The 15,903-nt window shown below is 66.2% G+C and carries 7 protein-coding genes; 5 read left to right on the top strand and 2 right to left on the bottom strand.

Annotation, left to right across the window (positions count from 1 at the left end):
• Nucleotides 1-62 precede the first annotated feature (62 nt).
• The 5 genes from HWX39_RS16855 to HWX39_RS16835 all read left to right on the top strand — a co-directional run bounded on the left by HWX39_RS16855 (nt 63) and on the right by HWX39_RS16835 (nt 13,590).
• A complete protein-coding gene (locus HWX39_RS16855; protein WP_175969133.1) occupies nt 63-9,578 on the top strand; it encodes a non-ribosomal peptide synthetase in 9,516 nt (3,171 codons plus the stop codon).
• Complete coding sequence (locus tag HWX39_RS16850) at nt 9,575-10,231, top strand: glycosyltransferase family 25 protein (protein WP_175969132.1); 657 nt, start codon at nt 9,575-9,577, stop codon at nt 10,229-10,231. The genes HWX39_RS16855 and HWX39_RS16850 overlap by 4 nt, the downstream gene beginning before the upstream one ends.
• Nucleotides 10,231-10,767, top strand: a complete 537-nt coding sequence (locus HWX39_RS16845; protein WP_175969131.1) for a hypothetical protein — start codon at nt 10,231-10,233, stop codon at nt 10,765-10,767. The genes HWX39_RS16850 and HWX39_RS16845 overlap by 1 nt, the downstream gene beginning before the upstream one ends.
• Nucleotides 10,768-10,783: 16 nt before the next feature.
• The gene (locus HWX39_RS16840) at nt 10,784-12,487 is read left to right on the top strand and encodes a cyclic peptide export ABC transporter (protein WP_175969130.1); all 1,704 of its coding nucleotides are present in this window, start codon (nt 10,784-10,786) and stop codon (nt 12,485-12,487) included.
• A 203-nt stretch (nt 12,488-12,690) separates the two neighbouring features.
• Nucleotides 12,691-13,590 carry a LuxR C-terminal-related transcriptional regulator gene (locus tag HWX39_RS16835; RefSeq protein ID WP_175969129.1) on the top strand — a complete coding sequence of 300 codons (900 nt, stop codon included), beginning with the start codon at nt 12,691-12,693 and terminating at the stop codon, nt 13,588-13,590.
• 276 nt (nt 13,591-13,866) lie between these two features.
• Here HWX39_RS16835 and HWX39_RS16830 read toward each other — a convergent pair whose 3' ends face one another.
• Nucleotides 13,867-14,688, bottom strand: coding sequence for a helix-turn-helix transcriptional regulator (locus HWX39_RS16830; RefSeq protein ID WP_175969128.1), 822 nt, complete (start codon nt 14,686-14,688; stop codon nt 13,867-13,869).
• A gap of 184 nt (nt 14,689-14,872) precedes the next feature.
• On the bottom strand, nt 14,873-15,376 hold the full coding sequence (locus HWX39_RS16825; protein ID WP_175969127.1) for a hypothetical protein: 504 nt from the start codon (nt 15,374-15,376) through the stop codon (nt 14,873-14,875).
• Nucleotides 15,377-15,903 lie beyond the last annotated feature (527 nt).

Below are 15,903 nucleotides of genomic sequence, written 5' to 3'. Positions count from 1 at the left end.
GGCCCGCCGAGCGTGCTGCTTCGGGTTGTTTCAGGTGAACAAAACGTTTCAAGGAGTTTCCTGTGCAAAACAATAACGTGCTGGTCACCGACCATCGCTATGCGCACATCGCGCAGTTCTGGCGCGACAGCCTTTCCCAGGTCGCCGGCGTCTACCGGATCGCGCCGCACGCCCCGAGTCGACAGCCGGACCGGCTGTCCCGCTCGGTGCGGCTCACGCCCGCGTCGCTCGACCTGCTGCGGCGCATCGGCGACGGCGAGCTTGCCGAATTCGCGGTCACGGCGGCGGGCATTGCGTTCCTGCTCTGGAAATACTTCCGGATGCCGGTCACGGTGCTCGGCACGCCGGGGCTGGCCGAGCATCCGCCGGCTCAGGCGGCCACCGTTCCGCTGATCATCGAGGTCCGTCCCGACGAGCGCATCGAGGACTACCTGTCGCGCGTGGCGGCGATCGTGGAAGACAGCTACGCCGAGCCTCAATTCCCGCTCGAAACGCTCGTGCGCAACGAAAAGGACATGGATCTCGCGCAGCTCACGAAAGTCGCGCTGGCGGACGATCGGGTGCACCACGCACCGGCCAGCCGGGACGACGACCTGCAGTTGCATCTGCGGCTCGCGCGCGGTGAAATCGCGCTCCGCTATAGCGGGGCCATCGAGCCTTTCGTCATCGACGGTTTCGCCGGCAGCCTGGGCGTGGTGCTGGAGGCCTTCGAACACCTCGACACACTGGTCGGCGACATCGAAGCGGCCCCGCCGGAAGAGCGCCCGCTGCTGGCCGCCTTCAACGCAACCGCGACGGTCGGCCCCAGCCACCCGACGGTCGTCGACATGTTCGAAGCGCAGGTCGCCCGCACGCCGGCGGCGCCGGCCCTGGTCACCGACAGTTCGCTGATGACCTACGCCGATCTGAACGCCCGCGCCAACAGCCTCGCGCATCAATTGCGCGAACACCACGGCGTCGGGCCGGAATCGCTGGTCGGCATCATGCTCGACCGTTCCGAATGGATGATCGTCGCGATTCTCGGCATATTGAAGGCGGGGGCGGCGTTCGTTCCGCTGGACCCGGCATATCCGGCCGAACGGATCAATCACATCCTCGGCGACACCGGCCTGTCGCTGCTGGTGACCCAATCGAGCCAGCTCGCGCAGTGGTATGAATTCTCCGGCGCGACGCTGCTGCTGGACCAGGCACTCCCCGGCTGGACGCCGCTGCCGGACAACCCGCCTTGCCGTGCCGAACCGGCGCACCTGGCCTACGTGCTCTACACGTCCGGCTCGACCGGGAAACCCAAGGGCTGCCTGCTCGAACACCGGAACCTGGCCCACTACATCGCGTGGGCCGTCGGGTATTACTTTCCGGACGGCACGACCGGCAGTTTCGGCCTGTACAGCTCGCTGTGCTTCGATTTCACGCTCACCAACATCTTCTGCCCGCTGGTGCGCGGCAAGACGCTGCGCATCTATCCGCAGTCGGAAAGCATCGACACCATCCTGGCCCGGATGTTCCAGCCCGGCAGCGGCGTCGACACCGTCAAGCTCACGCCCACCCACATTCACCTGCTGGAATACATGAACCTGCCACGCTCCGGCGTGCGCAAGGTCATCGTCGGCGGCGAGGAGCTGACGCCCCAGCACATCGCCACGCTGCGCAAGATCGATCCCGCGATCGAAATCTACAACGAGTACGGCCCCACCGAGGCGACGGTCGGCTGCATCGTCGAGCGCGTCGAGGACGCGCCGTCCACGGTGCTGATCGGCCGTCCCATCGCCAACACCCGGGTGTACATGCTCGACGACGCGCTGCGGCCGGTTCCGCTCGGCGTGCCCGGGGAAATCTGCCTCGCCGGCGCCGGCCTAGCGCGCGGCTACCACCAGCGGCCCGACGTCACCGCCTCTAAATTTGTCGAGCATCCGTTTCCCGGCGAAGCGCGCATCTATCGCACCGGCGACATCGGCCGGTGGCTGCCCGACGGACGTATCCAGTGCTACGGACGCGTCGACCACCAGGTCAAGATCCGCGGGCACCGTATCGAACTCGGCGAGATCGAGGCCGCGATCGCCGCGCACGAGGATGTCGTCGGCGCGGCGGTCATGGTGCGCGAATCCGCCCACGGGGTGCGCAAGCTGGCGGCCTATGTCAAGGGCGCCGCGAGCCTGAACGTGCCGGACCTTCGGGCCTATCTGGCCGCGAAGCTGCCGGACTACATGGTCCCGTCCGACATCGTCCCGATCGCCGAATTCCCGCTCAACGCGAACGGCAAGCTGGATCGCCCGGCGCTCCTGGCCCTGGAGCCTGCCGCCGCGCCCGACGCCGCCCGTCTCGACGCCACGCCGATCCAGCTCGAGCTGGTGCGCATCTGGCGCGACGTGCTCGACAATCCGGCCGTCGATCTCACCGGCCGCTTCTTCGACTACGGCGGCGATTCGCTGCAGGCCATGCAGCTGGTTTCGCGGATCTGGAGCAGCTTCGCCGTCGAGATCGGCATCGACGCGATCTTCGAACTCCAGACCATCAGCGCGGTGTCCGACCTGATCGAAGCGTCGTCGCCCCGCGCCGGTTCGACGGCCGGCCACATCCTGCCCCGCTCGCGCGCGAACGACCTGCCGCTGTCGTTTCCGCAGCAGCGGCTGTGGTTCCTCGCGCAACTGGAAGGCCCGTCGGCCACCTACAATATCGCGAGCGCGCTGCGCTTCGACGGCGAACTGGACATCGCGCGCCTGCGGGATGCCGTGTCCGAGATCAGCCGGCGTCACGAGATCCTGCGCACGACGTTTCCCGCCGTCGACGGCCGCGGGGTTCAACGCATCGCACCGCCGGCGCCGGTCGCGCTCGACGTCGTCGACGTCGCCGACGAATCCGACACGCTCGCGCTGCTCGCGGCGCAAGCCGACCGCCCGTTCGATCTCGCCGCCGGGCCGCTCTATCGCGTCGTGCTGTACCGCGTCCATGAACGCCTGCACGTCTTCGGCATCGTGATGCATCACATCGTTTCCGATGCGTGGTCGTCAGGCATCCTCATCGGCGAACTGGCCGCGCTCTATGCCGGCCGGCCGCTGCCGGAACTGGCCGTCCAGTACGCGGACTACGCGGTGTGGCAGCACGAGCGCCTGGCGTCCGCCGACACGCATCGGGAACTGGCGCTGCTGAGCGCCGCGCTGGCGGACGCGCCGGACCTGATCGAACTGCCCACCGACCGCCCCCGGCCCGCCGTCCAGCAGTTCCGCGGCGCGGTCCTACCGTTCCGGTTGAGCGGCGCACGCGCCGACGGGCTGCGCGCGATTGCGCGCGCGTCCGGCACCAGCACGTTCATGGTCGTGCTCGCCGCGTATGCGCTGCTGCTGTCGCGATACAGCAACCAGCAGGATCTCGTCATCGGCTCCCCGATCGCCAATCGGCGTTCCAGCATGACCGAGCCGCTGATCGGCTTCTTCGCGAACATGCTCGCGCTGCGCGTGGACCTGTCGGGCAATCCGACCTTCGGCGAACTGCTCGCGCGCGTGAAGCGCGTCGCGCTGGACGGCTACAGCCGACAGGAGATTCCGTTCGAGCAGGTGGTGGACGCGCTCGAACTCGAACGCAACCTGAGCCGCACGCCGGTTTTCCAGGTCGTGTTCGCGTACGAGAAAGCGCAGGCCCAGACGGCGAGCTTCCCCGGTCTCGTGGCCACGCCGGTATCGGTGGAGACCCACACCGCGAAATTCGACCTCACGCTCCATGTCCAGGATGCCGACGACGGTCTCGCGGGCTCGCTGGAATACAACCTGGACCTGTTCGACGCCGCCACGATCGAGCGCATGGCGGAACACTTCCGTACGCTCATCGATGCCGTGATCGCCGATCCGGACCGGCCGTTCGGCGCGCTGCCGTTGACGAGCGATGCGGAGCGGCACTTGCTGACCGTCGAGTGGAACCGCACCGACATGGACTTCGGCGAGGCCGCCGCGCAGCCGTTGCATCGGTTGTTCGAACGGCAGGTCGAGCGCACGCCGGACGCCATCGCCGCCGTCTTCGATGACGTCTCGCTCACCTACGCCGAACTCAACCTGCGCGCCAACCGCCTCGCCCACCATCTCATCGCACTCGGCGTCGGCCCCGACGCACTCGTCGGCGTCGCCATGGAACGCTCGCTCGACATGAGCGTCGCGCTGCTCGCGATCCTCAAGGCCGGCGGCGCTTATGTCCCCGTCGACCCCGACTACCCCGCCGAACGCGTGCGCTTCATGATCGACCACGCGCAGTTGCGCTGGCTCCTCACCCAGCAGCACCTGCTCGCCGCGCTGCCCGACACCGGCGCCCGCGTGATCGCCATCGATACCGACGCACTCGATCTTGATGCCGCGCCCGTGTCGAACCCCGCGCCCGCGCTGAACGGCGACAACCTCGCCTACATGATCTACACGTCCGGGTCGACCGGCCGGCCCAAGGGCGCGCTCAACACCCATCGCGCCATCACCAACCGCATCCTCTGGATGCAGCACGCCTACGCGCTCGGCACCGACGATGCCGTGCTGCAGAAGACCCCGTTCAGCTTCGACGTCTCGGTCTGGGAACTCTTCTGGCCGCTCGTCACCGGCGCGCGCCTGGTGTTCGCCCGCCCCGGCGGCCAGCGCGAAACCGACTACCTCGTCGATCTCATCGAGCGCGAACGGATCACCACGATCCACTTCGTGCCGTCGATGCTGCGCGCGTTCCTCGACCATCCGGACCTCGACGCGCACTGCGCGTCGCTGCGGCGCGTCGTGTGCAGCGGCGAGGCGCTGCCCCACGACCTGCAGCAGCGTTGCCTCGAGCGCCTGGACGTCAAGCTCTACAACCTCTACGGCCCCACCGAGGCCGCCGTCGACGTAACCGCGTGGGAATGCCGGCGCGACGACCCGAACCGCATCGTCCCGATCGGCCGGCCCATCGCCAACACCCGCCTCTACATCGTCGACGCGCAGATGCAGCCCGTGCCGGTGGGCGTGCCCGGAGAATTGCTGATCGGCGGCACGCCGGTCGGGCGCGGCTACCACGGCGAACCCGAACTGAGCGCCGAAAAGTTCATCGCCGATCCGTTCTCCTCCGACCCGCTCGCGCGCCTCTACCGCACCGGCGATCTCGCGCGCTACCGCCCCGACGGCAACATCGCGTTCCTCGGCCGCATCGATCACCAGATCAAGCTGCGCGGCCTGCGCATCGAACCCGGCGAAATCGAGGCGGCGCTGCGCGCGCATCCGTCGATCGACGACTGCGTCGTGATCGCGAGAACCGAAGGAACCCGAACCTTCCTGATCGCCTATGTCGCGACCGCGGCGGCGGACCTCGCCGATCTGCGCGGCTTCCTGAGCGGCAAGCTGGCCGACTACATGGTGCCGTCGCAGTTCGTCGCGCTCGCGTCCCTGCCGACGCTGCCCAACGGCAAGATCAACCGCAAGGCGCTGCCGCTTCCGGCGAATGGGGCCGACGCGCCCCCGCCGCACGCGCCCGCGGTCACGCCGCGGGAAATCCTGCTGGCGTCGATCTGGCAAGACGTGCTGCAACTGCCTTCCGTCGGCATCCACGACAATTTCTTCGAACTCGGCGGCGACTCCATCCTGAGCATCCAGGTGATCGCGCGCGCCAACCAGGCCGGGCTGCGCGTGACGGCGAAGCAGCTGTTCCAGTATCAGACGATCGCGCAGCTGGCCGCCGCACCCGAGGCGCGGGCCGCACACGCGCCAACCGTGAGCCCGCTGGGCGATGCGCCGCTCACACCGGTGCAGCACTGGTTCTTCGAACAGGAGATCGATGCGCCGTCACACTACAATCAAACGGTCCTGATCCAGGTGCCGGCGGATATCGACGCGTCGAGGCTCGCCGACGCGTTCCGGCAAGTCTACGAACATCACGACGCGTTGCGACTGCGTTTCTCGCACGGTGCGGGCGGATGGACCCAGCAAGTCGTCGCGGGCGGCGAGATGCCGGCGCTCTTTGCGAAACAGGTGATCGCCGGCGACCCCGACGAGCGCCTGGCGGCGATGCGCACCGCCGCCGCCGACGCGGAGCGCGGCATCGACATCACGCACGGCCCGTTGCTCGCGGCCCGGCTCTTCTGCCTGGCCGACGAGCCGCTCGCCCGCCTGTTCGTGTCGGTCCATCACCTGGCGGTGGACGGCGTGTCGTGGCGCGTGCTCCTCGAGGACTTGCATGCCGCCTACCATGGCCGGCCGCTGCCCGAGAAGACGACTTCGTTCCGCGAATGGGCATTGCATCTGCAGCAACTGGCCCGGTCGCCCGCCATCGGCGACGAAGCCCGACTGTGGCAAGCCCTCCTTGCGCAGCACGTCGAACCGATTCCGGTCGACTATCCGGCCGCGGGTGCGGACAACCACGGCGCCAACTACAGGGCCAACAACGCGGTCGGCGACGCGTCATCCGTTTCATTCGAGCTGGACGAAGCCGCCACCACCGCGTTGCTGCGCCGGCTGCCACGGGCCTACGACACCCGCATCAACGACGTCCTGCTCGTCGCGCTCGCGCAAGCCTGCAGCATGGTCACGGGCAACACCCGCACCCGGATCGATCTCGAGAGTCACGGCCGCCACGTGTCGGATGCGCCGCTCGACCTCACGCGGACGGTGGGCTGGTTCACGTCCATCTACCCCGTCGTGCTCGACGCCGACGCGATGCACACGCCGGAGGACGCGCTGCGTGACGCGCGGCAGCAGCTGCGCCGGATTCCGGCCGACGGTCTCGGTTATTCGCTGCTCCGCTACCTGAGCCCCGACGCCGCCGTGCGCGACAGTCTCGCCGCGTTGCCGAAGGCCGATATCCTCTTCAACTATCACGGGCAGCTCGATACCGTGTTGCGGCAATCCGACGGCTGGCGCCCGGCGGCCGAAGATCTCGGCTCGCTGCGCGCCGGGCGGTCACAGCGCACGCACGCATTCGAGATCGTCGCCGCCGTCGTCGACGGCAAGCTTCAGGTGGACTGGCGCTACGGCGAACGGCTCCACCGGCGGCAGACGGTCGAGAACCTGGCCGCGCACTTCAAGGACCGGTTGCTCGACTTCGCGGCGTCGGTCCCCGACACCGCGTGGGACGACATCGAGGACAGCTACCCACTTTCGTCGCTGCAGCAGGGCATCCTGTTCCATTCGCTGTACGACCTGGATCCTGCCGCCTATTTCCAGCAGTTCAGCTTTGTCGTCAGCGGCCCGCTCCAGGTGCCGGCGCTCCGGCAGGCGTGGGCCAATGCGCTCGCGCGCCATGGCGTGCTGCGCACCGCGTTCGCGTGGGCCAATCGCGATCACCCCGTCCAGACCGTGCTACGCGCGGTCGAGCTGCCGTGGACAATGCTCGACTGGCGGCACCGCGATACGTCCCGCCGCGCGCAGGACTTCGATGCGTTCCTCGCCGACGACCGCAAGCGCGGCTTCGATCTTCAGCGGGCGCCGTTGTTCCGCTGCACGCTGATCCAGGAAACGGACACGCGCCATCGCTTCTGCTGGAGCGCGCACCACATCATCTTGGACGGCTGGAGCACCGCGACCCTGATGAAGGAGGTGTTCGACGACTACCTGTCGCTCGCCCGCACCGGCGTGCCCGCGGTCGCAGCGTCGGCGCCGGGCTACCGCGCGTACATCGACTGGCTCGCGCGTCATCCTCGCTCGGCCGACGAAACCTGGTGGCGCGCCGAACTGGCCGGCTTCCATGCCGCCACGCCGATCGCGGCCAGTCCGGCCCGGCAGAACGCCGGCGACGCCGCGCGCGAGGACACGCGCAGGACACAGCAATTCCTGCTGGACGAGACCCTGACCGCGCGGCTGCAAGCGCTGACGCGCGCGCATCGCGTCACGCTCAACGTCCTGATCCGCGCGGTCTGGGCGTTGGTGCTGCGGCGCCACGCCGGAACGGACGATGTCGTCTTCGGCGTCACCGTGTCCGGTCGCCCGCCGATGCTCGACGGCGTCGAGTCGATCGTGGGGCTGTTCATCAACACGCTGCCGCTGCGCTTGCGTATCGCACCGGAGCGGCCGTTCATCGAATGGCTGGCGGAAGTCCATGCGGCCCAGACGGCAATGGAGCCGCATTCGTACAGCTCGCTGGTCGATATCCAGTCGTGGAGCGACGTGCCCGCCCGCGACAGTCTGTTCGACAGCCTGCTCGTCTTCGAGAACTTCCCGGTGGCCGCCGCCCCCGATCTCGGGCCGGACGACATCGAGATTCTCGACACCCGCGCGTTCGCGGAATCGAATTACCCGCTGACCCTGACGGTGCACCCGAACGAGCGCATCGGTTTCCACATTTCGCACGATGCACACCGCGTCGCGCCGGATGTCGTGCGGCAGATGCTCGGCACCCTCCGCACGTTGCTGGAACGATTCGCCGACGACCCGACCCGGCGCACCGGCGAGCTCGCCGATCCGCAGGCCGCCGGTGGCCTGCCGAGCGCATCGCGCGGCGCGGCCGAGCCGGCCATCGAAGCCGCTGCCGGGGCGGCCACGGCGGCACGCGCCGCCGCGCCTACGGCGGACGAAAGCACGTTGCTGGAGATCTGGCGGCGGATCTTCAAACGAGACGACATCAAGATCGGCGACAACTATTTCGACCTCGGCGGCCACTCGATCATCGCGATCCAGCTGATGGCCCATGTCGAGAAGGCGTTCGATCGCCGGCTGCCGATTTCCTGCCTGTTCGAGAATCCGACCATCGAGAAACTGGCGGCGGCGCTGGCCGCGAAGGAACCGTCCGCGCCCGCCGGCGGACTCGTGCCGATTCGCGACGGCGGCCCCGCCGCGCCGCTCTTCCTCCTGCCGGGCGCCGGCGGGAACGTGGTCTACTTCCACCCGCTCGCGCACCACCTGAGCGGCGCCCACGCGATTCACGGGCTGGAAGCGCTCGGCCTCGACGGCTCGTGCATGCCGCTCACCCGCGTGGAAGACATCGCGGCCCGTCATATCGAACGCATCTGGCCGCGGGTGGGCGCGGGGCCGTACTACCTGGCGGGCCACTCGTTCGGCGCGCAGGTGGCGCTCGAGATGAGCCGGCAACTTGTCGCCAGGGGCGCCGACGTGAAACTGCTGGCGATCTTCGACGCGTCCGCGCCCATCGACAGCCCGGCCGCCGCTTACTGGCAGGACTGGGACGACACCGAATGGCTGGTCGCGATCGCCCATGAAATCGGCACCTTCCTCGGGACCGACCTTCAGGTGACGCGAACCGACCTCGTCGATCTCGATCCCGACGCCCAGGCCGGCCTGATCCTCGAGCGGATCGGCGACCGCGGCAACTGGTTCGCGGACGCCGGGTCCGACCGCCTGCGCGCCTACCTGCGCGTCTACCAGGCCAACTTCAAGTCGCACTACGCGCCGCAAGCCACCCCGCTGCCCGTGCCGATCGCGCTGTTCCGCAGCACCGAACGCGATCCCGGCGACTACGCGCCGTCTGCCGAGATCGCGCAGCTTCGCCTGGACCCGAGCTGGGGGTGGTCCCGCTTCTCGGCGCTCCCCGTCGCGGTGACGGACGTCCCCGGCGACCACCTGACCATGCTGCTCGATCCGCATGCCGGCGTCCTCGCCGCCCATGTCAATTCGTTTCTGGAAAAACTGCCCTCATGAAATCAACGCCGACGATCGACAACACTTTCGCCCGCAAGGTCTGCATCAACCTGGACCGGCGCCCCGACCGCTGGGAAGCGATGCAACGAAAATTCGCAGAGCAGAACATCCGCACGGTGGAACGGCTGTCCGCCGTCGATGCCAGGCTGGTGAGCGTGCCGGAATCGTTGAGCCATATGCGTCCGCAGGACTACGGCTGCACGATGAGCCATCTCGCCGCCGTGAAACAGGCCAAGGCTGCCGGCGCGAGCGAAGTCCTGATCTTCGAGGACGACGCGTTCTTCGACGCCGATTTCGCCGCGCGCTTTCCCGAGTTCATCGCGCAAGTGCCGGATGACTGGCACATGCTGTTCCTGGGCGCGTATCACTTCACGCCGCCCATTCCCGTCGCACCGAACATCGTCAAGGCCGTGGAGACGCTCACCGCACACGCGTATGTCGTCCGGGACTCGCTGTACGACGCGTTCATCGCGATCAACGAAAACCCGCCGGCGATCAACGACCGTAACAACCTCGTCCTGCAGCAGACGTTCAATTGCTACTGCTTCGAGCCGAACCTGGTCGGACAGGAGTCCGGCTACTCCGACATCATGGACGAAGTGATGCCGGAAAAGCCGCTGACCTATTCGATGCCCATTCCGGACGGCTGGTAATGCCTGCGGCTCGTGCCCGCCGCGATCCCTCACTCGACAAGCCATTGACCCTCATGCAAATCACCCCTGTTGACCCCGAAGCGGCGTTCGTACAGGCCGCGCTGAATGCGCTTCACCGGGACTGCAAGCTCGGCGACGCGATTTCACTGGCTTATGGGAAATGCGAATCGGCTGCCGGCGTGATCGACCTGATTTTTCCGTTGATCACGAAGAAAGTGCGGATCGATTACATCCTCATGTACAGCATCGAAAGCAATCCCCGCACGCTCCTGCAATTTCTTCGGCAGGTCGATGCGCGGCTGACAGGGAACGAAAACTGGACGGCCGCGTCGGTCGAGGCCGCGTTGCGCAGCGTGGCCGATTCGACGGACGGCGTCGGCTGGGATCGTGCGCAGCGCCTGCTGAAGTGCTGCATCCTGTTTTCCGATTCGCCGCTGGAAATCGTGAAGAGCATCACGTTCCTGGGCAAGCACGAAACCTCGTCGAGGTTGAGATCAGCGGCAAGAAACGTCGAACTCAGCCACCTGATCAACTGAGACCTACTGGCCACTCATGGATTCCGCTCAAAGCAAATCGCCGCCATGGCATTCCGCCGTCACCCTGATGTGGCGCAGTCATCCCTGGCTGACGCTGGGCACGGTCCTGACGGGCCTCGTCAGCGGCATCGCGTCGATCGTGGGCGTCGGGTTGATCAGCACCGCGCTGCACGACCGGGATGATCGGCAAACGCTGTTGCTGATCTTCATTGCGGTGAATGTCGTCGCGGTGGTCTGCAGGAGCGGCGCTGCCGTGATGCCTTCCTATGCCTGCATGAAAGTCATGACGCGATTGCGCGTCAACCTGTGCAAGAGGATCCTGGCGACCCCGCTGGATGAAATCGACCGCCGCGGCGCCCCCAATGTCCTGACGATGCTGACGCAAGACATTCCGCAGCTGAGCCAGACCCTGCTCACCATCCCGACGATCATCGTTCAATCGGTCGTCCTGATCTGCAGCATCGCCTATCTCGCCTATCTCTCGTGGATCGTGTTCGCTTCGACGATCATCCTGACCCTCGTCGGCCTGCTGCTTTATCTGTTTTTCTATCGAAAGGCGGTCAATTTCACGGAGCGGGTTCGCGATGAATTCGTCCAGTTCAACGAATATACCCATGGCCTCGTGTTCGGAATCAAGGAGCTCAAGCTCAACCGGGCCAGGCGACGCTGGTTTACCCGGGCCGCGATCGAGTTGTCGTCGAAGCGCGTGGCAGGCTTCAATTACATCGAACGCTTCTGGTTCATGAGCGGCGACAGCATCGGCCAGATCACGGTAGCGGTCCTGCTCGGGTTCCTGTTGTTCGGCGTACCGTCGCTCGGCGTCGTGGACCCTTCCGTACTCACGGCGAGCATTCTGGCCGTGCTCTACATGATGGGGCCCTTGACCATGCTGATCAATATCCTGCCGGTGGTGGCCGAAGGCAAGACCGCGCTCGCCAGGCTGGCTGAATTCGGCTTCCTGATCGACGACACGCAGGATTCACGCAACGAACCGCCCTCTCCGGGCACCGTGGAATCCCCATCGGCGAAGTCATGGAAGGTCATCGAGTTGAACGAGGTGACGATGAACTACCGTGACGACGCGTCGTCTGTCGACTTCGTGCTCGGCCCCATCAACATGACGATTCATGCGGGCGAACTCGTCTATGTCATCGGCGGAAACGGCAGCGGCAAGAGCACGTTGGGCAAGGTGCTCAGCGGCCTCTATGCGCCTACCGGCGGCACCATCTCCCTCGACGGAAGAGTCATTGACGACGCTGCCAGGGAACGGTACCGAAACCTGTTTTCCGCCGTCTTCACCGATTTCCATTTGTTCAATCGCGTCATAGGACCGGACCGGGGCAATGAACGCATCGAGCTTGCGCGGAAATACCTTGAAACCCTGAAATTGGCGGACAAGATCGAGATTTCCGGCCGGACTTACTCGACGACCCGGGCCTTGTCGACCGGGCAACGCAAGCGCCTGGCGTTGCTTTGCGCCTACATCGAGGATCGTCCGATTTATATCCTGGACGAATGGGCCGCCGATCAGGATCCGGTCTTCAAGCGATTTTTCTATGAAGTGCTGGTACCCGATCTGAAGTCCCGCGGGAAATGCGTCGTCATCATTACCCACGACGATCAGTATTTCAAGCTGGCGGATCGGGTCATTCGCCTGGATAGCGGCCGCATCTTCTCCGATACGGCCCTGTGCGATGCCCGGGCCGAAGCTGCCGGATGAGCGGCGATCCGGATGCGGACACCGTGCACGCTGCCTGTCGCCGACGGGCGGAACAGCCGCCGTGCGGCGGACCGGATTCGGCGGCCGGCGATGCCGCGGTTGTCCCGGCAATCCGTTACAGACGCGTTTGCGGCCAGGTGTTTAAATCATGTCGGCATCCATGCGCGCAAGCGCAGCTTCAACGTCTCATCAGGAATTCTTTCATGGAGTTCAGCAGATTGTTCGCACACGTCGGCGAAGCGATCTCGAGCAGCGGCAGCCGACGTTTTCCCCGAATGATGTACAACCTGATCTCCGCGGCGATCCCCGTCGACGAGATCCGCATTTCGGAGCTTGCGGTCGACGCCGCGCCCGACGGCAACCCCGGGGTGCGCAGCCTCGGTGCGGTCGGTGCGGTCGGCGCGGCGCTCGCGAACGCCGGCCCGGCCGCTGCCTGTTGCGGGCCGCAGATGCCGCCGCACCCGGGTGCGAGCCGCCTGCACGTCGACGACACGCTCGCCGGCCACGACCCGATCCACGCGCAGCTCGACCGTTTCGTCCTCATGCAGGCGGCGATCGTGTCGCCGCGTTGCGCGCAATTCCACCTCGTGACCCGCAAGCGGAACCACTGTTACGTGATCTCGTTGTATCGCACGAGTACGTTCGACGATTTCTCGCCGCTGGAGCGGACCTTCCTCAAGGAACTCTCGCACGTGCTGTTTCCGATCGTCGCGAGCCATGTCGCGGCGCGCGATTCGGCTGCGCCGGCCGCCCGTGTGATCACCGCCGCGCCGCCGGCGACGCAATCGGGCCGGGAGCGCGTGGCGCGGCGGTTCGCCGACCGGCTGCAGCAAGCCGGCGTGAAGCTGTCGACGCGCGAGATCGAGGCCTGCACGGCTCTGCTGGCCGGCGACACGGTGCCCGCCATCGCCGCACGTTTCGCGCTGTGCGAAAGCACCGTCGAGACCTACCTGAAGCGGGCAGCCGTCAAGCTGGGCTTCGGCGGGCGTCACGGCCTGACGCGCTGGATGCTCGACGAGGCGGCCGGAGCCGCGACGGAAGCCGGCCGGGACAGCGCGAGAAGCGTGCGGCGCGACTACACGTCGGCGCGCATCGGAACCTGAGGCCCCGCGGCCCGAACGCGCATGCCCGGCGGCGTGGCGTGCGTCAGGTGCGGCACGCCAGGCACTTCAGCGCGCACGACGCCGACGCAGGCGACGCACGAAACAACGGGGGGCGGCTGCCGCCGGCCTCCACGTCGAGTCGCACGCCGGCAATCCGGCCGGCAACGCAGCCCAGGCTGCCACACCCGGTGACATCGTCGTCGGCGCGGGCACGCGCGGCAGCCATACCGGCACATCACCCGGCGGTGTTCGTTGTGCGTCGACGGCGTGACCGCGTCACGCCGCCGACGCGCACGGTACGGAATCGTCGATCATCCATTTCGTGAGCCCGTGCCGGCCGCTGATACCCAGCTTCACCGCGGCGCGCTTGATGTACGTCTCGACCGTACTCTCCTTCACGCCGAGTTCGCCGGCCATTTCGCGCAGCATCTTGCCCGCGAGCAGGCCGAGGCACACTTCGTTTTCACGCGCCGACAGCGCGACGCCCGCGCGCGCGAGCCGCGATTCGAACTCGTGGCGCAGCGCCTCGACGCCGGGCATGCCTGCCGTCGCACCGGGCGCCGTCGTGCATTCGAGCTCGCCGTGCCGGCGCGTCGACGCATGCCACTCGACGAGCGGCAGCAGCGTATCGGCGAAATTCTTCAGGAACGACATCTCCTGCAACGAGAAATCGCGATGCGATGCCGTGCGATGCAGCGAGATCACGTAGCGGCGATTCGCCTTGCCCGACACGAGATGGCACTGAAATCCGCCGCCCGGTCCGCCCGGCGGCGCGGCTTCGCCGCCATTGCCGCCCCGCAGCAGCGGATTGATGTGAATGAGCTGCCGGTCGCAGGCCGCCAGGATCCGGTTCAACGGCGGATGCGCGGCCGGTTCCCGCTCGCCGTGCGCGGCCGGCGCGCCGCGCCCGTCGCCGCCCGGCGCGCCGAACGCGCCGAGCGACTGGACGCGGACGACTTCGCCCGCCGGCTCGTCGAGCGTCCATTCGGTCATCCGGGTGATCGCGAGCGGAATCGATTCGACCAGCAATGCATGCATGTCGGATGCGAACCGCTCACTGCCGGCGCTCGAAATCACCTTCCCGAGCTTCGCGAACATCTGATTCTCCTTGTTGTGCGTGCTTGAGGACGTGGCGCAACGCCAGCGCGGGCGAGCCGGCACGGTTTGCGCGGCACGCGTCTGGTCGCGCTGCGTCGCGCGCCTTCTTCGACGGGCCACGCGCCGCCACCCTCGCGTGCCGATGCGTTCGGCTCACGCGAAACGACGGCGCGCCGTTCCCTGTTCAGCCCGATGCGAGATCGCATGCGGGGACGGTGGCCGCGCCGCACTCAACGGTCGGCTGCGTGCCCAATGCGTCGGCGACCCGTTCGCGAACGCGCCAGCGCGCGTCGAATGGCCCGGCAACGTGGCGCGGGCCGTCGGGCATGCGTCTATAGCCCGCGATCCGTAAGACGCAGTGCGCGTGCGAACGATCTTCAGGCGCGGCGAATGCCGCCTCGACACCGACGATCGAGCGATCCGATGACAAGCGTGAAACAGGCACGATGTTTCCCCCGTATTGGACGACGCGATGCGGCAGGCGTCGCATTGATGGACGATCATGACTGGCGAAGCCGCAACAGGCTGAAACGTCCATTTCAATCGATACGCGTTGCTGGATGAAAACGCGCCGCCGCCGGACGTGCTGAATACCTGAATTGGAAAACCCGGCGCCGCCCCGGAGTGGGCGCGTGCCCGGCGAATTCAACGAATAATCGCGATCAAAAATCGAAACGATTCTTTCCATTGAATTTTATCCATGTATATCCCAGCCGCGTATGATAGCGACGATTTAAGACATTTGCGGTTAACCTGACATCTATTTTTTAAATCATTCCGCTCGCGAACCGGAAATCGTTCAATCCGCACGCCACCGATTGGCATGATTATGAATGCGCGGATAAACCAAAATCTGTTTACCACGAACTTTTGCAACAATCACCCAAGCGACGCATACCACGAATTTTCATCCGGGTGCCTTATTCGATCAAAGAATTTCCGAATTTCACCATATCCACCCGCTCACCGAGTTGGCTTCAAATATTGTCTACCGGACGTTATTTCGATTCGCTCAACGATCGATTCAATTCGCGCGGCGGCAAAGCATAATTTCCGCTTCCAGCCCACGACAGCTTGCCACCGACACCGGCGTTGCAAAATATCCACAAGGTGAGAAGCCACCTCTCGTCACGAAATTTCCATATTAAGTAATCGGAAATTCGCCAACCCGCCGCTTGCCTCGCGACAGATAAATTGCTAGGCTTTCGACCGAAA

Origin of the sequence: Burkholderia sp. BCC0322 (assembly GCF_902833045.1) — a bacterium.
Classification (GTDB): domain Bacteria; phylum Pseudomonadota; class Gammaproteobacteria; order Burkholderiales; family Burkholderiaceae; genus Burkholderia.
The sequence above is the reverse complement of the archived record's forward strand: the minus strand, read 5'-3'. Positions and strand labels throughout refer to the sequence as shown.